18 protein-coding genes are annotated in these 20,531 nt (G+C 73.2%); 12 read left to right on the top strand and 6 right to left on the bottom strand.

Annotation, left to right across the window (positions count from 1 at the left end; genetic code table 11):
- The gene (locus tag ACFZDA_RS15600) at positions 1 to 189 is read right to left on the bottom strand and encodes a ferredoxin (protein WP_059420853.1); all 189 of its coding nucleotides are present in this window, start codon (positions 187 to 189) and stop codon (positions 1 to 3) included.
- A 340-nt stretch (positions 190 to 529) separates the two neighbouring features.
- On the opposite strand from ACFZDA_RS15600, the gene ACFZDA_RS15595 reads away from it, so the two are divergent.
- From ACFZDA_RS15595 to ACFZDA_RS15585, 3 genes are all read left to right on the top strand, one after another.
- Positions 530 to 1,879, top strand: a complete 1,350-nt coding sequence (locus tag ACFZDA_RS15595) for a glutamine synthetase family protein (protein ID WP_391080665.1) — start codon at positions 530 to 532, stop codon at positions 1,877 to 1,879.
- 18 nt (positions 1,880 to 1,897) lie between these two features.
- The gene (locus tag ACFZDA_RS15590; RefSeq protein WP_391080662.1) at positions 1,898 to 3,184 is read left to right on the top strand and encodes a cytochrome P450; all 1,287 of its coding nucleotides are present in this window, start codon (positions 1,898 to 1,900) and stop codon (positions 3,182 to 3,184) included.
- Between the two features lie 344 nt (positions 3,185 to 3,528).
- Positions 3,529 to 4,326, top strand: coding sequence for an SDR family oxidoreductase (locus ACFZDA_RS15585; protein ID WP_391080659.1), 798 nt, complete (start codon positions 3,529 to 3,531; stop codon positions 4,324 to 4,326).
- Between the two features lie 21 nt (positions 4,327 to 4,347).
- Here ACFZDA_RS15585 and ACFZDA_RS15580 read toward each other — a convergent pair whose 3' ends face one another.
- On the bottom strand, positions 4,348 to 5,196 hold the full coding sequence (locus tag ACFZDA_RS15580; RefSeq protein WP_391080656.1) for a methyltransferase domain-containing protein: 849 nt from the start codon (positions 5,194 to 5,196) through the stop codon (positions 4,348 to 4,350).
- Between the two features lie 191 nt (positions 5,197 to 5,387).
- On the opposite strand from ACFZDA_RS15580, the gene ACFZDA_RS15575 reads away from it, so the two are divergent.
- The 5 genes from ACFZDA_RS15575 (at position 5,388) to ACFZDA_RS15555 (ending at position 11,907) form a co-directional block, all read left to right on the top strand.
- Positions 5,388 to 6,185, top strand: coding sequence for a VOC family protein (locus tag ACFZDA_RS15575; protein WP_391080653.1), 798 nt, complete (start codon positions 5,388 to 5,390; stop codon positions 6,183 to 6,185).
- Positions 6,186 to 6,243: 58 nt separating this feature from the next.
- On the top strand, positions 6,244 to 6,780 hold the full coding sequence (locus ACFZDA_RS15570; protein ID WP_391080650.1) for a GNAT family N-acetyltransferase: 537 nt from the start codon (positions 6,244 to 6,246) through the stop codon (positions 6,778 to 6,780).
- Positions 6,781 to 6,845: 65 nt separating this feature from the next.
- Positions 6,846 to 8,696: an ABC transporter permease subunit gene (locus ACFZDA_RS15565; RefSeq protein ID WP_391081707.1), complete on the top strand. Its 1,851-nt coding sequence runs from the start codon at positions 6,846 to 6,848 to the stop codon at positions 8,694 to 8,696.
- Positions 8,693 to 10,021 (top strand): MFS transporter, encoded by a 1,329-nt coding sequence (locus ACFZDA_RS15560; protein WP_391080647.1) that lies wholly within the window; start codon positions 8,693 to 8,695, stop codon positions 10,019 to 10,021. Before ACFZDA_RS15565 ends, ACFZDA_RS15560 begins: the two co-directional genes overlap by 4 nt.
- Positions 10,022 to 10,506: 485 nt before the next feature.
- Complete coding sequence (locus ACFZDA_RS15555; RefSeq protein WP_391080644.1) at positions 10,507 to 11,907, top strand: protein kinase; 1,401 nt, start codon at positions 10,507 to 10,509, stop codon at positions 11,905 to 11,907.
- A gap of 327 nt (positions 11,908 to 12,234) precedes the next feature.
- Here the strand turns inward: ACFZDA_RS15555 and ACFZDA_RS15550 are convergent, their stop codons facing one another.
- Positions 12,235 to 13,392: an FAD-dependent monooxygenase gene (locus ACFZDA_RS15550; protein ID WP_391080641.1), complete on the bottom strand. Its 1,158-nt coding sequence runs from the start codon at positions 13,390 to 13,392 to the stop codon at positions 12,235 to 12,237.
- Positions 13,393 to 13,482: 90 nt separating this feature from the next.
- Between ACFZDA_RS15550 and ACFZDA_RS15545 the strand changes: the two genes are divergently transcribed.
- From ACFZDA_RS15545 to ACFZDA_RS15535, 3 genes are all read left to right on the top strand, one after another.
- Positions 13,483 to 14,085, top strand: coding sequence for a TetR family transcriptional regulator C-terminal domain-containing protein (locus ACFZDA_RS15545; protein ID WP_391080638.1), 603 nt, complete (start codon positions 13,483 to 13,485; stop codon positions 14,083 to 14,085).
- Positions 14,086 to 14,125: 40 nt separating this feature from the next.
- Positions 14,126 to 14,782 carry a maleylpyruvate isomerase N-terminal domain-containing protein gene (locus tag ACFZDA_RS15540; protein WP_391080635.1) on the top strand — a complete coding sequence of 219 codons (657 nt, stop codon included), beginning with the start codon at positions 14,126 to 14,128 and terminating at the stop codon, positions 14,780 to 14,782.
- Between the two features lie 390 nt (positions 14,783 to 15,172).
- Positions 15,173 to 16,987 (top strand): ATP-binding cassette domain-containing protein, encoded by a 1,815-nt coding sequence (locus ACFZDA_RS15535; protein ID WP_391080632.1) that lies wholly within the window; start codon positions 15,173 to 15,175, stop codon positions 16,985 to 16,987.
- A 134-nt stretch (positions 16,988 to 17,121) separates the two neighbouring features.
- Here the strand turns inward: ACFZDA_RS15535 and ACFZDA_RS15530 are convergent, their stop codons facing one another.
- The gene (locus tag ACFZDA_RS15530) at positions 17,122 to 17,721 is read right to left on the bottom strand and encodes a hypothetical protein (protein ID WP_391080629.1); all 600 of its coding nucleotides are present in this window, start codon (positions 17,719 to 17,721) and stop codon (positions 17,122 to 17,124) included.
- A gap of 103 nt (positions 17,722 to 17,824) precedes the next feature.
- Here ACFZDA_RS15530 and ACFZDA_RS15525 point away from each other — a divergent pair, with 103 nt between their 5' ends.
- Positions 17,825 to 18,271, top strand: coding sequence for an SRPBCC family protein (locus ACFZDA_RS15525; RefSeq protein ID WP_391080626.1), 447 nt, complete (start codon positions 17,825 to 17,827; stop codon positions 18,269 to 18,271).
- Between the two features lie 157 nt (positions 18,272 to 18,428).
- Here the strand turns inward: ACFZDA_RS15525 and ACFZDA_RS15520 are convergent, their stop codons facing one another.
- Positions 18,429 to 19,112, bottom strand: coding sequence for a sugar-binding domain-containing protein (locus ACFZDA_RS15520; protein WP_391080623.1), 684 nt, complete (start codon positions 19,110 to 19,112; stop codon positions 18,429 to 18,431).
- Positions 19,113 to 19,261: 149 nt separating this feature from the next.
- The gene (locus ACFZDA_RS15515; protein ID WP_391080620.1) at positions 19,262 to 20,518 is read right to left on the bottom strand and encodes a nucleotide sugar dehydrogenase; all 1,257 of its coding nucleotides are present in this window, start codon (positions 20,516 to 20,518) and stop codon (positions 19,262 to 19,264) included.
- Positions 20,519 to 20,531 lie beyond the last annotated feature (13 nt).

Below are 20,531 nucleotides of genomic sequence, written 5' to 3'. Positions count from 1 at the left end.
TCAGTCCTCGATCCGGATGGCCTGGAGCGGGCAGACGTCCGCCGCCTCCTCGACCTCGTCGCGCAGGGCGTCGTCGGGGTCGGGTACGTAGGCAAGGCGGCCGTCGTCGTCCATCCGGAAGACGTCGGGGGCCGCGAAGACGCACTGGCCGTGGTCCTGGCACTTGTTCATGTCGACGACGACCTTCATGGCCGGTCCTCCTGAATGTGAGGGCGTCGAAGCGGGGTGAAAGGGGCCCGGCCGGAACGGGCCGGGCCCCGGCCAACGGGGTGCGGTCACCGCGACCCCGAACTCGTTTGGCTTCAAACAAGGTAGGCAGGGGCAGGGGTCTGGTCAATAGCTATCCGGATGGATAAATTCTTGCCCCCACCCCCTTGCGGCACCCTTCACCCACCCCTACCGTTTGGCATCAAACAAAGCTCCGGGCGGTCCCTGGCTCCGCCGCGCCCGACAGCTCGTTCCCCACGCCACCCGCCTCCCCGGCCCCTGGTCCCCGGAGGTGTCCCGACGTCCGCCCGAGGAGACAACGGTGAGCGCTCACGACCTTGAAGAAGTCCGCCGCCACATGGAGCGGCTCGCCCGCGACGGCATCGACGTGGTCCGGGTGACCTATCCCGACCTCATCGGCACCGACCGGGCGCGTGACGTGCTGCTGGAGGAGCTGCCCCGGGCCTGTGAGCACGGTCTCGCGTTCTGCCGGGCCGTCTACCACACCAGCCCGCAGGGCGACGTGGTCCCGGTCAGCGGCGGCCTCGACGCGGGGCTGCCCGACATCTGCGTCCGCCCGGACCTCGGCACGCTGGTGCCGCTGCCCTGGGAGCCGGGGGTGGCCGTCTGCCTGGGGGAGGTCGTCGACCCGGCGACCGGCGCACCCGCGCCGGAGTCACCCCGCGACCTGTTGCGCGCCGTCCTCGCCGGGTGCGCCGAGCACGGGCTGCGGCCGGTGGTCGGACCCGAGCTGGAGTACTTCCTGTGCGAACCGGACCCGGCCGGCGGCTGGCGCCGCTACGCACCCGACCCCGGGGTCGTCTACACGGCCGGGCTGCGCGCCGACCCGGCCAACCACCTGCTGCGCACCCTGCGCCACGTGCGCGATCTCGGCGTCGGGGCGATCAGCGGCAACCACGAGTTCGACGGCGGCCAGATCGAGATCAACCTGGCGCACTCCGACGCCGCGTCGGCCGCCGACCGGGCCTTCCGCTTCAAGGCTGCGATCAAGGAGCTGGCCCGCAAGGAAGGCAGACTGGCCACCTTCATGGCCAAGCCCTTCAACGACGCGGGCGGCTCGGGCTTCCACCTCCACCTCTCCTGCGACGACGCCGAGGGCCGCAACACCTTCGACGACCCGTCGGGCCCCTACGGCCTGTCCGCCACCGCCCGGCACGCCGTCGCCGGCATCCTCGCCCACGCGCCCGCCCTGGCCGCGTTGCTCAACCCCACGATCAACTCGTACAAACGCTTCGGCCCGGACACCCTCGCGCCCTGGCTGATCGACTGGGGACTGGACAACCGCAGCGCCATGGTGCGCATCCCGCCCGAGCGCGGCAGCGGCGCCCGGCTCGAACTGCGGCTGGGCGACGCGAGCGCCAACCCCTATCTGGCGATCGCCGGGACGACGGCCGCCGCGCTGCTGGGCGTCCTGGCCGGCGAGGAACCGCCCACGCCGCTGGAGGGGTACGGCTACGACACCGCCCGCTCCGCGGTCCTGCCGCAGACCCTGTCCGCCGCGCTCGACGCGCTGGAGGCGGACACCGCCCTGACCGGCCTGCTCGGCAAGGGCTTCACCACGTCCTTCCTCTCCTACAAGCGCGACGAGGCCGAACGCTTCCACCGGCACGTCACCGACTGGGAGTTCACCGAGTACGCCTACCACCTGTGACGCCGAGGAGCTGTGCCGATGACGACCGAGACCCTGACCGACGCCGTGCGTGAGCCGCTGCCCCTGGCCGACGTGGACCTCGCCGACCTGGACCGCTTCACGGACGGCGTCACGCCCTGGCGGATGTTCCACACCCTGCGCCACGAGGACCCGGTGCACTGGCAGCCCGAGGAGGGGCCCAACTCCGGTTTCTGGGCGGTGACCCGGCACCGGGACATCGTCCGGGTCGACCGTGACGCCGAGACCTTCACGTCCACGAAGTTCGTCAACCTGGAAGAGGTCGACGACGACCAGATCAAGAAACGCGCCTCGATCCTCGAACTGGACGGGGTCCGGCACCGGGCACTGCGCAGCCTGATCCAGCGACAGTTCGGCGCGAACGTGATCAGCGGCTACACCGACTTCCTGCGCGGCCTGACCGCGCGGACCCTCGACGCCGCCCTCGCCAAGGGCCGTTTCGACTTCGTGGCCGACGTCTCGGCGGACTTCCCGATCAACGTCCTCGCCCGGCTGCTGGACGTGCCCCCGGAGGACAACCAGAAGCTCATCGACTGGGGCAACCGCATCATCGGCCACACCGATCCCGACTACGCGGACGTCCTGCTGCACAGCGAGGAGAGCGAGCAGTACCGCGACCTGCCCTTCCGCTCCCCCGCGTCGCTGGAGGTCTTCGAGTACGGACGGGAGCTGGCGCGGCGGCGCCGGGGCGGCGACGGCACGGACCTGATCTCCCGCCTGGTCAACACCACACCCCGGGACGGGGTCCCGCTCTCCCCGCAGGACTTCGACAACTACTTCCTGCTCCTGGTCGTCGCCGGCAACGAGACGACCCGCCACACCATCTCCCACTCCATGCTGGCTCTCATCCAGCACCCCGAGCAGCTGGCCCGTCTCCAGGAGGACCCCGCGCTGATCCCGGGCGCGGTGGAGGAGTTCCTGCGCTGGGCCTCCCCGGTCTACCACTTCCGCCGCACCGCCACGCGCGACGCCGAGCTGGGCGGCAAGCGGATCAGGGAGGGGGACAAGGTGGTGATGTGGTTCGCCTCCGGCAACCGCGACGAGGAGGTCTTCGGCGACCCGTACGACTTCGACGTCACACGGACGGACAACGACCACGTCACCTTCGGCAAGGGCAGCCCTCATCTGTGCCTGGGCAACCTCCTCGCGCGCACCGAGATCCGCATCATGTTCGAGGAACTGATCCCGCGCCTGGCGGACATCCGCCTGGCGGGCGAGGTGCCGCGGGTGCGCTCCAACTTCGTCAACGGCATCAAGAAGCTGCCGGTCGAGGTCACGCCCGCCTGACACGGTGCATCCCGTCGCGCGGCGGCCGGATCGTCCCTCGACGTGCTCCTCGTGCAGGTAGTGCCCGCTGTCCGGCCCGTGGTCGACGCGGGCGCCGGGCACGGTCAGGGTGCCGCGTTCCCCGGCTGCCGCCTCCGCCGAGGCACATGGCGTGAGCGCGGGCTGTGTGCGGCGGCGCAGGTTGGGCGCCTCATCCTCGCATCCGGCCCCGCTCCGTCGCCCATGGGTGCGGACATCGCCCGGGCCGGGCACTCGATCCAGGCCATGTGATCCGGAGCACGCCCGTGAGCCACCGGCCGCACGCGGCCAACGTCGCTTCGACGGGCCGTTCTAGAGTGCTCGTCATGTCGACAGCAGCCACGCCGGCCACCCAGGCTTATCTCTCCGAGTTGTTCTCCCTGCACGGCCGGACGGCGGTGGTCACGGGCGGCAGTTCCGGCATCGGCCGCGCCATCACCGGTGCCCTCGCGCGCGCCGGGGCGAGCGTGGTGGTCGTGGCCCGTGGCGAGGCGGGACTGACCGAGACGGTCGGGGAGCTGACGGCCGAGGGCTGCCGCGCCGCGTGGGTCGGCGCGGACCTGAGTTCGCGCGAGGGTGTGCGGACGGCCGCCGAGCGGGCCGTCGAGGCGTTCGGGGAACCGGACATCCTCGTCAACAGCGCCGGGATCAACGTGCGCCCGCCCATGGACGAACTCACCGAGGACGTCTGGGACCTCACGATGGCCGTCAACCTGGACGCGCCGTTCCTGCTGGGCCAGCGCTTCGGCCCGGGCATGGCGGAGCGCGGCTACGGGCGGATCCTGCACATCAGCTCCCAGCAGGCGCACCGGGCGTTCGTCCAGAGCGGTGCCTACGGGGCCTCCAAGGGCGGCCTGGAGTCGCTGGCGCGGTCGCAGGCCGAGGCGTGGTCGCCGCGCGGCGTCACGTGCAACGTGCTGGTGCCGGGTTTCGTCATGACACCGCTCAACGCGCGGCTGTCGTCGGATCCGCAGAAGGTGGCCGCCCTCGCCGAGCGCACGCTGATCGGGCGCAACGGCCTGGCCGAGGACTTCGCGGGGGCGGCGGTCTTCCTGGCGGGCCCGGCGTCCGGCTACATCACCGGGCAGGCGGTCTTCGTCGACGGCGGCATGTCGGTGCACTGACGCCGTCCCGCCGCATCGCGGTCAGTGCCCGCAGGAGTCCTTCCGCCATACGAAGACCTCCGTGCTCGGGCCGCGTTCGGAGAACCGGCCCGTGGGAGAGGCCTCCCGCAGCAGCCGGCGCAGGTCCTCCTCGAAGTCGTCCCGGCGGCCTTCGAACAGATGCGGCGCCGAGAACGACATCGAGAACACCCAGGCGACGACGTCGTCCACGGTCCGCTCCAGCGCCTGCCCGCCGGGGACGACGAGACGCCGGGGGCCGGAGAATCCGGCCCGGGCGAACACCTCGGCCTCACCGCCCGGTGTGCCCCGCGGCAGCGCCCCGCGGCCCGCTCGCCGCACGGGTCCCAGGTACCGCCTGACCAGTTCGTCGACGGCCCCGTAGGGGACCGCCGGGTGCGGCAGGCCGTCGAGGGTGCGGTGCTCCGTCTTCAGGTCCGAGATGTGCACCAGGGCGCCGCCCGGCCGGAGCATGTCCCTGACGGTCGCCGCGACCAGGTCGCGGTCCATCCAGTGGAAGGACTGCGCGAAGGCGGCGACGGCGAACGTGCCGAGCCCCGCGGGCAGTTCCTCGGCGCGGGCCCGCACCCACCGGGTCCTCTTTCTCACTCCCCGGTCAGCGGCCCGGCGTGCGGCTTCGGCGATCATCCCGCGGTCGGGGTCCACTCCGACGACCTCGCCGAACAGATGCGCGAGGCTCAGGGCGACGGTCCCGGGCCCGCAGCCCACGTCGACGAGCCGCCCCTCCCCGTCCGGCCGCAGCTCCTCGGCGAGCGCGTCCGCCAGCCCCGGGGCGTACGGCAGCCGCCCCCGCTCGTAGTAGGCGGCGGTCCCCGCGAACAACGTGTCGTCCCACTCCCAGCCGACCGCCACGCCGCCCACCACCTCACCGCACAGGATTCCGTCATCACCCGACCGGACGATGACCCCGATGATTCCACGGCCCCGCAAGCCACCGGGGCCGGACGGCCGGGGACCAGCCGGCCGGGCCCTCGACCGGCGGGCGGTTGTCAGTGCCCGGTGTCACGCTGGGCCCACCGAATCTGCGGAAGGGAAGCATCGCCATGATCACCACGGAGTTCGCCCCCGGATCCCCCTGTTGGCTCGACCTCGGCACTCCGGACGTGCGGGCCGCCGCGGCCTTCTACGGCGCCGTGCTCGGGTGGGACTACGAGTCCATGGGCGGGAGCGAGGACTTCGAAGGCGGCATGTTCCGGAAGGACGGCAAGACCGTCGCCGGCCTCGGCAAGCTCACGGAGGAGGGAGCGCGCTCGGCCTGGATGCTCTACTTCAGCGTCCCCGACGCGGACGCCACGACGCAGGCCGTGCAGGAGGCGGGCGGCACCGTCCGGGTGGCGCCGATGGACCTCGACGACTGGGGCCGGATGGCGCAGTACACCGACCCGCTGGGCAGCCAGTTCGCCGTCTGGCAGCCGGGGACGAACAAGGGCGTCGACCTGGTCGACCAGCCGGGCTCGCTGTCGTGGACTGAGCTGCTCACGAGCGACGCGAGAGCCGCGAAGGAGTTCTACGGCGGCCTGTTCGGCTGGCAATTCAGCGACATGGAGCTGCCGGGCGGCGGAGGCACGTACACCCTCATCACCCCCGCGGGACTGCCCGCGGAGCGCATGCACGGCGGTCTCATGGAGATGGCCAAGGAGAACCTCTCGCTGACGAACGGCCGGCCCTACTGGCACCCCGTCTTCAACGTCGAGGACTGCGACGCCGCGGTGGCCAAGGTCACCGAGAACGGCGGCAGCGTGCAGATGGGGCCCGCGGACGCGGAGGGCGTCGGCCGGCTGGCCGTCTGCCTCGACCCGGCGAACGCCGACTTCGTGGTGCTCACCCCGGCCGGGAGCTGAGCCCGGCGGACCCCACCCCCCGGTGAGCCGGTAAACGCTTCTTGCATATGATGTGCAAATGCGGAACACCATCATCAGGGAAGCCACGGCGGAGGATCTCGACGGGGCCCGGGTGGTGATGCTCGACGCGGTGTACCGGGACTTCGGGACGGGGTACGTGCCAGAGTGGCACGCCGACATCATCGACCCCGCGTCCTTCTACGTCCTGCCGCCACGGCACACGCTCCTGGTCGCCGTGGACGAGCGGGACGGGACGGTGGCGGCCACGGCGGCCCTGGACGCGCGCGGCCCGGCGCATCCGCCGAACCCGCGCCGGCTGGCCGAGCGGTTCCCCTCGGGCGAGACGGCACAGCTCCGGCGGGTGTACGTACGCCCCGAGCACCGCCGGCGGGGCCTGGCCCGGCGGCTGGTGGAGGGTCTGCTGGACTTCGCGCGGGCCGACGGTGGATACCGGTCCGTGTATCTGCACACGTATCCGAACTCGCCGGGGGCCATGGGCCTGTGGCGGGCGCTGGGCAAGGTGGTGTGCGACGAGCGGGAGGACGTGCCCGGCGGGGGCAGCGGCGTGGTGCACTTCGAGATCCCCTTCGCCTGAGCGCCCCGGGGACGACGGTGAACACCTCGATCTCACCCCTGTCCAGGGGCCTGGCCGCCCTGCGCGTGCTGGCGCGCGGCGGCGTCCCGACGCTGCTGTGGCGGGCCGCGCTCACAGCCGGCCTGGTGGGCGCGATCGGCCTGCTGCCGTGGCTGTCGCGCACCGACCCGGCGCTGACCGTGCTGAAGTCCCGCTCGGCGGACCGCGACCCGACCCCCGAGGTGCTGCGCGCCATCCGCGACGAACTCGGCCTCGGCGACGGCCCCTTGGCACTGCTCGGCCGCTGGCTGGGCGGGCTGGCGCACGGGGACGCGGGCACGTCGTGGGTGTCCGGTGCCCAGGTGCTGCCCTCCGTCATGCCGGCGCTCGGCGTGTCGTTGCTGCTGATGTCCGGCGCCCTCGTCGTCGCCGCGGTCACGGCGACGGCCGTGTGCGCCCGTACGCTCCGGCTCGGCGCGCGGGGCCGTCTCGGCGCGCGCGGTGCCGGCGGCACGGCGACCGCGGTACTGGCCGCGCTGCCCGAGTTCCTCGTCGCCGCCGTGCTCGCCTCGGTGATCGGCGTGCAGCTGGGGTGGCTGCCGGCCCTGGGCTGGTACGGGCCGCGGTGGATGGTGCTGCCCTCGCTGGCCCTCGGCCTGCCGGCCGGCGCGGTCCTCGGGCGGATGCTGGACGATCTGCTGCCCGGCGCGTTCGCCGAACCCTGGGCCCTGGCCGCCGCGGCCCGGGGTGTCCCGCCGGCATCCGTGGCGCGGCAGGCGGTGCGCCGCTGTGTGCCCGGTCTGCTGCCCAACCTGGGCCTGTTCGTGGTCGGTCTGACCGGCGGGTCCGTCGCCGTCGAGCAGATCTTCGACATCCCCGGCCTGGGCCGGCTCACCCTGAACGCCGCGCTCGCCCAGGACCTGCCCGTCCTGCAGACCGGCACGCTCACCCTCGTCCTGCTCGCGGCCACCGCCGGTGTCCTCGCCCGGCTGGCGGCCCGGCTGCTGATCGGGCCCGCGCTGCGCGACGGCGCCCTGTCCTCCCTGCACCGGCCGGCCCCGCCCCCGCCCCGCGCCCTGCCCCTGCTGTACGGGGCGCTGCTCGCCACGGTCATCGGCCTCGGCCTGCCGCGTGACGCACGCGCCCTGGACACCCTCGCCCGGCTGCAAGGCCCCTCCCCGACGCACCCGTTCGGGACGGACGCGCTGGGCCGCGACGTCCTCGCCCGGGTCGCCCACGGCGCGCTGAACACCCTCGGCACGGCGCTCGCGGTGAGTGCCGCGGCCCTTCTCGCCGGGCTGCTGCTGGGGCTGCTGCCGCGGCTGTCCGGGCCGCTGGTCGACACCGTCAGTGCCGTACCGCCCGTCCTGGCCGGGCTCCTCGTCGCCGGTGTCACGGGCAGCGGCCCCTGGGTGCCCGCCCTCGCCGTCGGCGCCGTGGCCTGGTCCCCGCTGGCCGCCCACACGTCCTCCCTGCTGCGTCAGGAGCGCGCGACCACCCACCTGGCCGCCACCCGTGCCCTGGGCGCCGGGCGTGGCTACCTGCTCCGGCACGAACTCCTGCCCGCCGTGCTGCCGGCGGTGACCCGGCACGCCCTGCTCCGGCTGCCCGGCGTCGCGCTGGGCCTCGCCGCGCTCGGCTTCCTCGGCCTGGGCGCGCAGCCACCGTCCCCCGAGTGGGGTCTGCTGCTCGCCGAGAACCAGCCCTACGCCGAGCGTGCCCCGTGGGCCGTCCTCTTCCCGGCCGCCGTACTGGCCCTGCTGGGCGCGCTCGCGGTGACGGCCGCCGGCGGCGTACGGCTGCCCCGGCGGCGTACGCGGGCCGACAGCCCGGCGCAGCCGCCCGGTGACCGGTTCGTGCCCGCCCCGCGGCAGCGGCCGGACCACGACGACGCCCTCCCGACCCCCGTGTCCCTCTCGACGAGAGAAGAACGATGACAGGCCTCATATCCCGCGTCCTGGCCCGCCGGTCCGCCCCTGCCTCCGGCGACGGGACACCCGGCGAAACGACGCCCGGGGCCCCGCGCGCGAGCACCTGGCGGCTCTGGCGGGACCTGTCCCCGCTGCTGCGGCTGCTGATCGTGACCCAACTCGCCTTCAACGTCGGCTTCTACGCCGTGCTGCCGTTCCTGGCCGAGCACCTCGGCACCGCGATCGGCATGGCGGGCTGGCTGGTCGGCTTCGTGCTCGGGCTGCGCACCTTCAGCCAGCAGGGCCTGTTCGTGGTCGGCGGTTCGCTCGTCGACCGCTACGGCGTACGCCCGGTCGTGCTGGCCGGATGCGTACTGCGGATCGCCGGGTTCGCGTGGCTGGGGTACGCGGAGGCGAGCTGGGCCGTGATCGGGGCGGTCCTGGTGATCGGCTTCGCCGCCGCGCTGTTCTCCCCCGCCGTGGAGTCCGAGGTGGCCCGCCAGGCAGTGGTCTGGGAGGAGGAGGGACACGGCTCACGCACCCGTCTCCTGGCCCTGTTCAGCGTGGCGGGCCAGGCCGGGGCCTTCGTCGGACCGCTGCTCGGCGCGCTGCTGCTCGCCGTCGACTTCCGCACCGCGTGCCTCGCGGGTGCCGCGGTGTTCGTGCTCGTCCTCGCCGGGCACGTGTGGCTGATGCCGCAGCACATCCCCGGCCGGGTCCGGACCCGCGAGAAGGGCGGGGTGCGCCTGCTGCTGCGCAACCGCCGCTTCCTGGGCCTGTGCTGCGCGTACGGCACGTACCTGCTCGCCTACAACCAGCTGTATCTGGCCCTGCCGGACGAGGTGCAGCGGGCGGCGGGCTCCCAGGCTCCGCTGTCCTGGCTGTTCGCCCTGTCCTCGGTGCTGGTGGTGTTCGCCCAGCTGCCGGTGACCCGCTGGGCGGGCGACCGGCTCGACCTGCGCCGCTCCATGACCGCGGGGCTGCTGCTGATCGCGTCGGGTTTCGCGGTGGTGGCCGCGGCGAGCCCCGCGGGCTGGACGGGGACCGCCGGACTGCTGCCGGCCGCGGGCTTCGTCGTGCTGCTCACCGTGGGGCAGATGCTGGTCGTGCCCGCCGCCCGCGCCTGGGTTCCCGACCTCGCCGAGGAGGGCCGGATCGGCCTCTACATGGGTGCGCTGTCGTCCGTCTCGGGCCTGATCGTCCTCGCCGGCAGCGCGGCCACCGGCTCCCTGCTCGAAGCGGGCCTCCCGGCCGCCGTGCCGTGGCTGGCCCTCGCGGCCGTACCCGCCCTGACGGTGACACTGCTGCCGCGATGGAAGGAGCGGGCGCGGGAGGCGGGCGCGACGGCCTGACGGCACGTGGACACACCGGCCGAGGCGGCCCGGCCCATGGCTCAGGAGGCGGGCGCGTGGCGACCTTTGACCGCACCCGGAGACACAGGGGCCGGTGCGCGGCAGCCCGATCGCAGGCCCAGGCAGGGGGCGCGGCGGCCGGCCCGCAGGCGCACGGGCGGGTGCGCGGCAGCCCGGCCACACGCGGCAGGCAGCCCGGCGGCAAGCGGTGACGCGGGGAAGCGACCGCAGTGGCCCGGCCCGGTGGCCCGAAGGCACCGGTGACAGCCGCGGCAACCACGCCCGCCGTGCCGTCACCCCCGCGAGACACTGCTTCACTCACCGATCAACGGGGACGTACCGTCCCACGGCACCGCACCGGGGAAGAGTGGTCACGCGGCGCCAGTATCCTGGGTCGGCTGCACGCCCCCCACCAACCCCCGCTCCGACGCGGGGAGTTACGGGCTGCCGCGAGGACCTTCCCACTGAGCATAGGACGAGGACGAGTGCTGCTAGCGGGCCGCTACCGGCTGGACGTTGAGATCGGGCGCGGCGGAATGGGAGAGGTCTGGCGTGCGTACGACGAGACCCTCGCCAGAGCGGTGGCCGTCAAACTGCTGCTGCCCCAGGACACCGACCCCACGGCGGCCTCCCGGTTCCGCCTGGAGGCCCAGACGGCCGGGCGTCTCAACCACCCCAACGTGGTCGGGGTCCTGGACTTCGGCGAGTACGACAACCGCCTGTACCTGGTGATGGAGCTGGTCGAGGGCGACAGCCTCGCCCGGGTGCTCTCCGTGGCGGGCGCGCTCCCCGCGGAGCGGGTGGCCCGACTCGCCGCGCAGGCCGCCGCCGGACTCGCCGCCGCACACGAGCAGGGCATCGTGCACCGGGACGTCAAACCCGCCAACCTCCTGCTCGACGCGGGCGGCACGCTGAAGATCGGCGACTTCGGCATCGCGCGTTTCCTCGACGACCCGGGCGCCGCGCTCACCGCCACCGGCCAGATCGTCGGCACCGGTCTCTACCTCGCACCCGAACGGGCCCTGGGCCGGCCCGCGGGTCCCGCCTCCGACCTGTACTCCCTGGGGTGCGTGCTCTACCAGCTCCTCAGTGGCCGCCCGCCGTTCCAGGCGGACACCGCCGTCGCACTCCTCCACCAGCATCTCGACAACGCCCCCGTGCCGCCCAGGGAACTCGGTGTCGCCGGTCTGCCGCCGGCCTTCGAGAGCTACCTCCTCGCCCTGCTCGCCAAGCAGCCCGAGGACCGGCCCACGGCGCAGCAGGCCGCCGAGTGGTTCGCCGGCGGCGCCTGGCGGGGGCTGCCCGAGCCGCTGCCGGAGGCGGCGTCGCCCGTGCCGGCCGCCGGGCCCGGGCCGTACGCACCGGCCGGCACCGGCACCCCGGCCACGTACGTGCTGCCCACCGGGTCGCGCACCGCCCCGGCCGGGCGTTCCCGTCGCGCCGCGCCCCGCAACGGCCCCGGCAATCACCGGAGAACGGCCGCGGCGGTGGCGGCTGCGGCCGTCTTCCTCGCCGCGATGCTCGCCGGCATGCAGTGGTTCTCGCCCGACGACACCGCGACGCAGGGCACGGACCCTGACGCGTCCCCGTCCGCGAGCAGCCCGGCCGCCCCCTCGCCCCGCTCCGCCGACTCCGCCGACCCCCTGGCCTCCGCCCCGGCGTCCGCCACGACTCCGACCGCCGACGCGGTGGCCGATGTCACCCCCTCCACCACGGCACCCGAATCCCCGGCACCCGCCGAAGCGACGGCCGGCGCCACGAGCCCGGCGCAGGAGACGGGCGACAGCTCGCCGGAGAAGGCGAAGAAGGCGGACAAGCCCCAGCAGGAACAGCCTCCGCAGTCCGGGGACGGCGAGGAGGTCGATGGCGACGAGGGGGACGACTGAGCCTCCTGCGCCGGCGCGAGCGGCCGCCCCTCGGTGCGGCGCTCCTCCCCGTCCGGGGCCCGCACCGGGCCCGCCCCCGAGGCACCGGCCCGCCCCGACCTGCCCCGAGGACGCGGGACTGCGACTGCCGTGGGAGGGCCGCTGCGGCGGAACTGCTGTGCGTACAGGGGTGGTTGGCCGCCACGGAGCCGGAGCCGCGGACGCCCGCGGAACTCGCCGCCCTCCCTCGCGGCGGGACCGCTGGGCACGCCCGAAGCCTGAACCGCGCCCGCAGCGCGACAACCGAACACGCCCGCGCTTGAGGCGCGCCCGTCTTCATCGCCGCTGTCAGCGCAGCACCGGCGGTGTCCAGTCGGCATGCCGCAGGATCGTGCGGACGGTCGCGCGGGAGGGGGCCAGTCGGAGAGCGGCGTTCCGTGCGGCGACGGCCAGTGGGTGCGTCAGCTGTTGCCCCAGCCGGCCTGCTTGGCGGGCGGCGCGTGCGACGGACTGGCTGCGGGGGCGGCGCTCGGCGTCGTAACGGGCCAGCGCCGATGCGACGGTGGGCTCGCTGGCGAGTACGGCGGCCAGCACGGCCGCGTCCTCCAGCGCCTGGCAGGCGCCCTGGCCGAGATTCGGGGTCATGGCGTGGGCGGCGTCGCCGAGCAGCGCGACGCGGCCGGAGGTGAACGCGGGCAAGGGCGTCACCAGTTCGTGGATGTCGTGGTGCAGGACGGCGTCGGGGCGGGTCGCGTCCAGCAGCCCGGGAATCGGCTCGTGCCAGGTGCCGAACCGTCGGCGCATCGCGTCGAGGGCGTCCGTGTGCCGTACCCCGGGCGGCGAGTTGAGCACCGCGTGCCACTCGGCCCGGCCGTCGGCGAACGCGATGTGCCCGAACTCCGCTCCCCTCCCCCAGGTCAGTTCGAAGTCGGTGGCCGGCTCGACCGGATGCTCGGTGACGGCGCGCAGCACGGTCGAGCCGCTGTAGGCCGGCCCGGGGTGCTCAGGGAACAGCTGGGCGCGCAGCCGGCTGCCCACTCCGTCGGCGGCCACGAGCAGATCCGCCTCCAGGACGGTGTCCCCGAGCGCTATCCGCACCCGGCCGGGGTCAACGCGGTCGACGGACGTCGCTTCGGCCCCGGTCACCAGGCACTCGGCCGGCAGCGCGGCGCGCAGCAGATGGTGCAGCCCGGCCCGGGGGATGCCGGCGATCGGTGTGCCCAGTTCGCGTTCGAGAGCGGTGCCGTCCATCCGGGCCAGCCAGCCGCCGCCGGGGGTCCGGGTGCCCCCGGTGTACTGGGGCCGGGCGGCCGCGCGCACCGCCTCGCCGACACCGAGGGCGTCCAGAGCGCGGATGCCGTTGGCATGCAGGGAGATACCGGCACCCGCGTCGGCCAGGACGGGGGCGCGTTCGGCCACCGTCACCTCCCAGCCGATCATGCGCAGACCGATCGCGGCGGCCAGACCGCCGATGCCTCCGCCCACCACGACCGCACTGCCCCCCATACCGGCCCTCCCTCGTTCGCCCCGCCGTGCTTCTTCTACAGATGTAGAAGGATCCTACCCCCGCTCCTCTACAGGTGTAGAAAGGGGGGGATGCCCACAGACCGACGTACCGTCCTCGCCGATGCGGCCATCGGCGTGCTCGCCGACGCCGGAATGCGAGGACTGACCCATCGCGCGGTGGACCGGGCGGCAGGCCTGCCGGCCGGCACCACGTCCGCGTACTACCGCACCCGCCAGGCACTGCTCACCGCCCTGGTCCGGCGCCTGGTCGCCCTCGACCAGGCGGAACTCCAGGCGATCGGGGACCGGGCACCGGTGCCGCGCACGGCCGAGGAACTGGTGGCCGGGATCGCCGCGTTCGTCGAGCAACGGCTCACCGGGGAAGGACGGCGACGCTCTCTCGCGCGCTACGCGTGTGCCATCGAGAGCGTGCACCACCCCGAGCTGCGGGAGATCCTCGTGCCGCGCCGGAACGCGGGGCGGCAAGCCGTCTGCGACTTCCTGGCCGATCAGGGTGTCGCGGACGCCGAGGACCGCACGGTCACGCTGCTGACCTGTGTGGACGGACTGGTCTTCGACCGGCTGGTGGGCGGCGGCTCCGTGTCGGAGCAGGAGATCCGCTCACTCGTGGCGGCGGCGCTGCGAGCGCCCACCCCCGCGGACGCCGCCCACGGCACGCCCGGCCCGCCGTAAAGCGCTTGTCGGCCTTCACCGCGCGGCATACGTTGCCGAGGTGGATCTCTTCTCACGCTCCTGGACGGCGCTTCGCGCGGTGGTCGCCGAACTGGCCGACGAGGACTTCGCCCGGCCGTCCGGCTGTACCGGCTGGCTGGTGCGGGACCTGGTGTGCCATCTGGTCATCGACGCGCAGGACGTCCTGATCACCCTCGCCACCCCCGCCGACGGGGAACCGACCCGTGACGCGCTGACCTACTGGGAGATCTCCGGCACGCCGCCCACCGGAGACGATCCGCTCGATGCGCTGACCGTCCGGCTGGCCACCGCGTACGAGGAACCGCACCTGCTCAAGTTCCACCTGGACGACGTCGGCTCCGCCGCCGGCCGCGCGGCGGAGCTCGCCGGCCCCGGTCTCAGGGTCGGCACCCGCGACGAAATTCTCACCGTGGGCGACTACCTCTGCGCGTATGTCATGGAGTGGACGCTGCACCATCTCGACCTGATCGCCCACCTCCCGGACGCCGCGCCGCCGCCCGCGGAGGGGCTCGCCCGGTCCCGCGCGATGCTGGAGCAGATCGCCGGGAGTGCGTTCCCCCCGTCGTTCTCCGACGCGGACGCCCTGCTGGTGGGCACGGGGCGGCGGGCGCCGACCGGGGCGGAGCGGGCCGAACTGGGCGAACTGGGCTCGAAGGTGCCGCTCTACCTGGGCTGAGCGAGGAGAGCGGCCCTCGCGACGGCGCTGCGGTACGTCGAGATGCCGAGCGCGAGCACCAGGGTGACCGCCACGTAGACCAGTCCGATGGCGAAGGCCGGCGAACCGACCCACTCGTAGGCCCCGGGACGGCCCGTCCCTGGGCCCTGTCGCGAGGGCGTGCACGGCGTCGCGGGGCAGGCGGGAATGTGACGACAGGGCCTAGTCCGCCGACCGTGCCTCTTGGCGCTCCCTGCGCACCACCGCCCGGCCGGAAAACGCTTGGACGCCGCGGTCGCCGTCGCGGGAGACTGCCGGACTCGACCCGAATCTCCACACATCCGTTGCGGCGATGGCCCCTGCCCGCACATGCGCGCGTGGCGGGCGGCCACAGAACGACACAGGGGTGGGATGGATACGCCTGGAACTCGCAAGGTTCAGCCGGGCAAACGCTCGGTACTTCTCGCACTTCGTTACTACGGACGGGAGTTGTTCCGGCTCCGCCGGCTGACGGCACCCGCGATGCTGCTCATGGCGCTGGGCAACATCGGCATCAACTACGTCGCGCCGCTGATCGTCGCCAAGCTCATCGGCGGCATCGCCGACGACAGGGATCTCACGATCGGCTCGGCACTGCCGTACGTCCTCGGTTTCGCCGGGGTCCTGCTGTTCGCCGAGGCACTGTGGCGGGTGGCGCTGCACTGCCTCAACCGGCTCGACGCCCTCGGCATCGAGCACCTGTACGTGATCGGGATGGACGAACTGTTCGCCAAGGACGCCGCGTTCTTCCACGACAACTTCGCCGGTTCGCTGACCAAGCGCGTCCTGAGCTTCGCCTCGCGTTTCGAGCAGTTCGTGGACACGCTGACGTTCCAGATCGTGGGCAGCTTCGTGCCGCTGGCGTTCGGGGCGGTGGTGCTGTGGCGCTACGAACCCCTGCTCGTGGTCGGAATGCTGGTGATGATCACGCTGACCGGGGTGCTGGTCGTGCCTCTGATCCGGCGCCGCCAGGCGCTGGTCGACCTGCGGGAGGAGGCGATCGCCCGGGTGTCGGGCCATGTCGCCGACAGCCTGATGAACATGGACACGGTGCGGGCGTTCGCCGCGGAGGAGCGCGAGGCCGCCGAGCACCGCTCCCGGGTCGCCACGTCGCGCCGGCTCACGCTGCGGTCGTGGGACTACGGCAACCTCCGCATCGACACACTGGTCGCGCCGATGTCGGTGCTCACCAACGCGATGGGGCTGCTGCTCGCGATCACGCTCGCCGGGGGCGGGAACGGCGTGGAGGCGATCGTGGTGGCCTTCACCTACTACAGCAACGCCACCCGGATCATGTTCGAGTTCAACCAGATCTACCGCCGGCTGGAGAGCTCGATGACGGAGGCCGCCCAGTTCACCGAGCTGCTCCTGACGCCCCCCACCGTGCTCGACCCGCCGTCGCCGGAGCCGCTGCGGCCCCGGTCCGCCTCCATCCGCTTCGAGAAGGTGACCTTCGCGCACCGGGGCGGCCGGCCGTTGTTCGAGGGTCTCGACCTGGACGTGCCGAGCGGGGCGAGGGTCGGCCTGGTCGGCCGGTCCGGCGGCGGAAAAACCTCCCTCACACGGCTGTTGCTGCGGATGACGGACATCGACGGCGGCCGCATCCTCGTGGGCGGCCAGGACATCACCCGGCTGCGCCAGGCCGACCTGCGCAGCCAGATCGCCTACGTGCCGCAGGACCCGGCGATGTTCCACCGGACGCTGCGGGACAACATCGCCTTCGCCCGGCCGGACGCCACCGAGGCCGAGATCCGCCGGGCGGCCGAGGCGGCCCATGTCACCGAGTTCGCCGACACGTTGCCGGACGGCTTCGACACCCTGGTGGGCGAGCGCGGCATCAAGCTGTCCGGCGGTCAGCGCCAGCGCGTCGCCCTCGCCCGGGCGATCCTGCGCGACGCGCCGATCCTGCTGCTCGACGAGGCGACCAGCGCCCTGGACTCGGAGAGCGAACTCCTCGTGCAGGAGGCGCTGTGGCGGCTCATGGACGGGCGGACCGCGCTGGTGGTGGCGCACCGGCTGAGCACCGTCGCCTCCATGGACCAGCTCGTCGTCCTCGACCGCGGACGGATCGTCGAGCAGGGCACGCACCAGGAGCTGCTCGCGTCCGACGGCGCCTACGCGAAGCTGTGGCAGCACCAGTCGGGCGGGTTCCTCGACGACACCACGGGGCGGGCCGAGGTGCTCTGAACGGGAGGCGGGCCGTCTCCTCGTCCCTGGAGCAGACGGCCCTCCCGGACAGCACAGCCAGGTCGAGGTCGAAGCCGATGAGGAGGAGGGCATCGACGCCCTGTCGCACGCGGTGCGGTGAGGCGGCGGCCTGATCAGTGGCCGTAGGGCGGCTCGAAGCAGCCGGTCTCCGGGTACGGCCCGTTGGCCCGGACTTCGAAGTTCGACTTCTGCACGAACGCCGTGACGCAGGCGTCGTCATGAACGCGCAGCGCGACCCGCGTCCCCTCGGGCGTCACGTAACCGTCGTCCTTCCAGCGCGGGGACATCCCGGTGACGGTGAGCGTCCCGCCGAGCCGCTTGCCGTCCTTCGTGACGCGCTCCTCCTCGTAGCCGAGCCGCAGCAGGGCCGCCCGCACCGTCGCCGGGTCCCACTTCCGCCGCTCCCACAGCCGCTTGAGCACCGGCCTGATACGGCCTGCCTCCCGCTCGGCGTCCTTCGCGTGGGCGGGAGACATCTCGCGCGACCGGCGGTAGGCGTTGTTCTCGTTGTAGTGCGGGGCCCCGTCACCGGCCCCCGGCTCCACGTACGGCGAGGCCCCGGTGGACGCGCTGGGGGTGGTGGAGGCGCTGGGAGTGGCGGCCCGGGCCGTCGCCTCCGAGGCGTGCAGGTCACCGCATGCGGAGAGGGTGGCGACGAGAACCAGGGCGACAGCGGCAAGCGGGCCACGGACGACGGGCGTTGAGGCGGGCATGGAGGGACCCTCTCATGCCCGTCGTGCGCCCACCTCCGGCATGGAGGACCCTGGAGACAGCGGCCGGCCCCGAGCCGGGCCGGTCAAGGGCAAAGGCGGCGCCATGACGATCGACGTGTTGGTGGAGCGCGTCATCCCGTTCCCGCCCGAACAGGTGGCCGAGTACGCCATGGACTGGCGCCATGACGCCGAGTGGACGCAGGGCATCCGCACCGCGGAGCTGACCCGGGAGGCGGATGCGGGCGGCTTCGGCGTGGGCGCCGAGATCACCCGGACGGCCTTCTTCCTCGGCCGGCGCATCGACTACGTCCTGCGGGTGGCCGCGTACGAGCCGCCCCGCCTGCTGGACATGATCTCCGTGGCCGGCCCGATGCCCATGCACGTCACGTACGCCTTCGAGCCGGACGCCCGGGGCACACGCGCCCGCATTCGCGTCCGGGGCGGCGAAGGCGGCTTCTACCGGCCGGCCGCGCCGCTGCTGGCCCGCCAGGTCCGCTCGTCCCTCCGCAAGGACCTGCGCGATCTCGAACGGCGGCTCACCGGACGGTAGAAGCACCCGTCACGGCGAGAAGGCATCGATTCACCCTATTGACACGTGACCGAAACGCGCGTCGCCGAGCGACTCACGGCGTACGCCGCCGACACCCCACTGGGCCGCATCGCCGAGGTCACGCTTCCTCAGGCTGCTGTCGGCACGTGTGCGCGGATCAGGCCATCAGGGCCGCTGCCGTCTCGTGATCGGTCACCAGCACGTCCACCAGGCCGCTCGCCACCCCGATCTTCCGGCGGGCGGCGGCGAGCTGCTCACGGCTGATGCCGACGACCCGGGAGTCCAGCCCGGACTCGACCGGCCGGCCCTCGGCATCGTTGAACCGCAGACACACATCGCCCACCGCGCCCAGCTTCTCCAACCCGGCGCGTTCCTCGTCCGAGAAGGCGTTGCCGCTGCGGGCGAGCGTGCTGGACGGGGTGATCTCGCCGATGCCGACCAGCGCCACGTCCAGGTCGCCCAGTTCGCCCAGGGCCGCCGACACGAACGGGTCCGCGCGCAACGCCTGCGCGCTCTGCGCCGACCCGGCCACACCGGGCGCCTGCAGATGGACGGCCTCACCGTTCGCCAACTGCGCCAACTGCCCCGTCATGCGCGAGGCGTGGCCCGCCGCGGCGGGATCACCGATACCGCCCACCGCCTGCACGATGCGCACGCCCTTCAGTCCCGGGACCGGCTGCATCGCCTGGACCGTGGCGAGCAGGGTGGCGCTCCAGGAGGAGATGCCCACGGTGTCGCCCGAGCGCAACGTCGTCTGGAGGTAGTAGGGGGCGGCCGCGCCGAGATCGCCGAGCAGCGTGCGCTCGTCGTCCGGGGCGGTGTCGACGACCAGTGCGAGCAATCGCCACGGGACTCCTCTTCTGCCGTCTCAGCCTGTCTCACCGGCCGGGCCCCCTTCCCCGAACGCGCCGCACAGACCCTGCTGGTGGGACGCTTCCCGACCGACCACTACCGCCTCGCCGACGCGCTCGGCTCGGACGAGCGCCCGTCTCAGAGCTGACGGACGCGGGCGCCGCGCAATCGGCCCCGGGTGTCCAGCACCAGTCGGGCGTGCTCGGGCAACCGGTCCAGCGGGACGGTGTCGTGGTCCTGCACCAGGATCGTGAGGTCGGCGTCCGCGGCGGCGGTCAGTGCGTCGACGGACCGCCGCACCGGTTCCCCGCCGGGCGACCAGGCGTCCACGAACGGGTCGTGGTACGTGACGTCGGTGCCGCTCTGCCGCATCAGGCGGACGATCGCGGCGGCCGGGGTCGCCCGCAGATCCGTGCTGTTGCGCTTGTAGGTCACTCCGACGAGCAGCACCCGCGCGTCCCGCAGGGCGCTGCCCCGCTCGTTCAGCAACTGCTCGGCACGCCGTACGACATGTGCCGGCATCCGGGCGTTGATCTCCTGCGAGAGCTCGGCCAGCCGCAGCGGGGTCCCTCCGGTGCGCGCCCAGTGCGTGAGGTAGACGGGATCGACCGGGATGCAGTGCCCGCCCACGCCCGGCCCGGGCCGGAACTCCTGGAAGCCGAAGGGTTTCGTGCGCGCGCAGTCGAGTGCCTCCCAGACATCGACTCCCAGCGCGCGGGCGGCAACGGCGAGTTCGTTGACCAGGGCGATGTTCACGCTGCGATAGGTGTTCTCCAGGAGTTTCGCCAGTTCGGCCTCGCGTGCGGAGCCCGCCTGAACGACCCGGTCGCACAGGTGCCGGAAGAACTCGGCCGCGGCCGTCGTGCACCTCCGGGTGTAGCCACCCACGACGCGCGGGGTGTTCCGCACACCGAAGGTCTGGTTGCCCGGGTCGATGCGCTCGGGTGAGAAGGCCAGGAAGAAGTCCGTCCCGGCACTGAGACCGGAGGCCCGCTCCACGATGCCACGGACCACGTCGTCCGTGGTGCCGGGGAAAGAGGTGGACTGCAGGACGACGAGGCTGCCGGGTTTCAGGCGGTCCCCGAGAGCGGAGGCGGCGCTTCGCACATGGCGAAGGTCCGGGCCACCCGTGTCGTCCAGCGGTGTGGGGACGCAGATCACGGCGACCGATGTCTCCGCCAGCGGGCTTTCGTCGGCGGACGCCCGGAAACCGGCGTCCAGCATGGCGGCGAGGTCGGCATCGGTGACGTCGGGGACGTGCGAGCGGCCCGAGTTCAGGGCGGCGGTGACGGACGGGTTCTCGTCGATCCCCGTGACACGCATACCGGCGCGGCACGCCTCCCGGGCCAGGGGGAGGCCGGTGTATCCGAGTCCGATGACGGCGACGCTGTCCATATCGCTCCCTGAT

The organism is Streptomyces sp. NPDC007991, assembly GCF_042958445.1.
Taxonomy (GTDB): domain Bacteria; phylum Actinomycetota; class Actinomycetes; order Streptomycetales; family Streptomycetaceae; genus Streptomyces.
The sequence above is the reverse complement of the archived record's forward strand: the minus strand, read 5'-3'. Positions and strand labels throughout refer to the sequence as shown.

What these genes read in the sequence shown, in the direction of transcription:
- ACFZDA_RS15545 (WP_391080638.1), top strand. Translation starts at nt 13,483, where the DNA reads ATGCCCACAGACCGACGTACCGTCCTCGCCGATGCGGCCATCGGCGTG.
- ACFZDA_RS15535 (WP_391080632.1), top strand. Translation starts at nt 15,173, where the DNA reads ATGGATACGCCTGGAACTCGCAAGGTTCAGCCGGGCAAACGCTCGGTA.
- ACFZDA_RS15575 (WP_391080653.1), top strand. Translation starts at nt 5,388, where the DNA reads ATGATCACCACGGAGTTCGCCCCCGGATCCCCCTGTTGGCTCGACCTC.
- ACFZDA_RS15515 (WP_391080620.1), bottom strand. Translation starts at nt 20,518, where the DNA reads ATGGACAGCGTCGCCGTCATCGGACTCGGATACACCGGCCTCCCCCTG.
- ACFZDA_RS15525 (WP_391080626.1), top strand. Translation starts at nt 17,825, where the DNA reads ATGACGATCGACGTGTTGGTGGAGCGCGTCATCCCGTTCCCGCCCGAA.
- ACFZDA_RS15600 (WP_059420853.1), bottom strand. Translation starts at nt 189, where the DNA reads ATGAAGGTCGTCGTCGACATGAACAAGTGCCAGGACCACGGCCAGTGC.
- ACFZDA_RS15585 (WP_391080659.1), top strand. Translation starts at nt 3,529, where the DNA reads ATGTCGACAGCAGCCACGCCGGCCACCCAGGCTTATCTCTCCGAGTTG.
- ACFZDA_RS15570 (WP_391080650.1), top strand. Translation starts at nt 6,244, where the DNA reads ATGCGGAACACCATCATCAGGGAAGCCACGGCGGAGGATCTCGACGGG.
- ACFZDA_RS15560 (WP_391080647.1), top strand. Translation starts at nt 8,693, where the DNA reads ATGACAGGCCTCATATCCCGCGTCCTGGCCCGCCGGTCCGCCCCTGCC.
- ACFZDA_RS15550 (WP_391080641.1), bottom strand. Translation starts at nt 13,392, where the DNA reads ATGGGGGGCAGTGCGGTCGTGGTGGGCGGAGGCATCGGCGGTCTGGCC.
- ACFZDA_RS15530 (WP_391080629.1), bottom strand. Translation starts at nt 17,721, where the DNA reads ATGCCCGCCTCAACGCCCGTCGTCCGTGGCCCGCTTGCCGCTGTCGCC.
- ACFZDA_RS15590 (WP_391080662.1), top strand. Translation starts at nt 1,898, where the DNA reads ATGACGACCGAGACCCTGACCGACGCCGTGCGTGAGCCGCTGCCCCTG.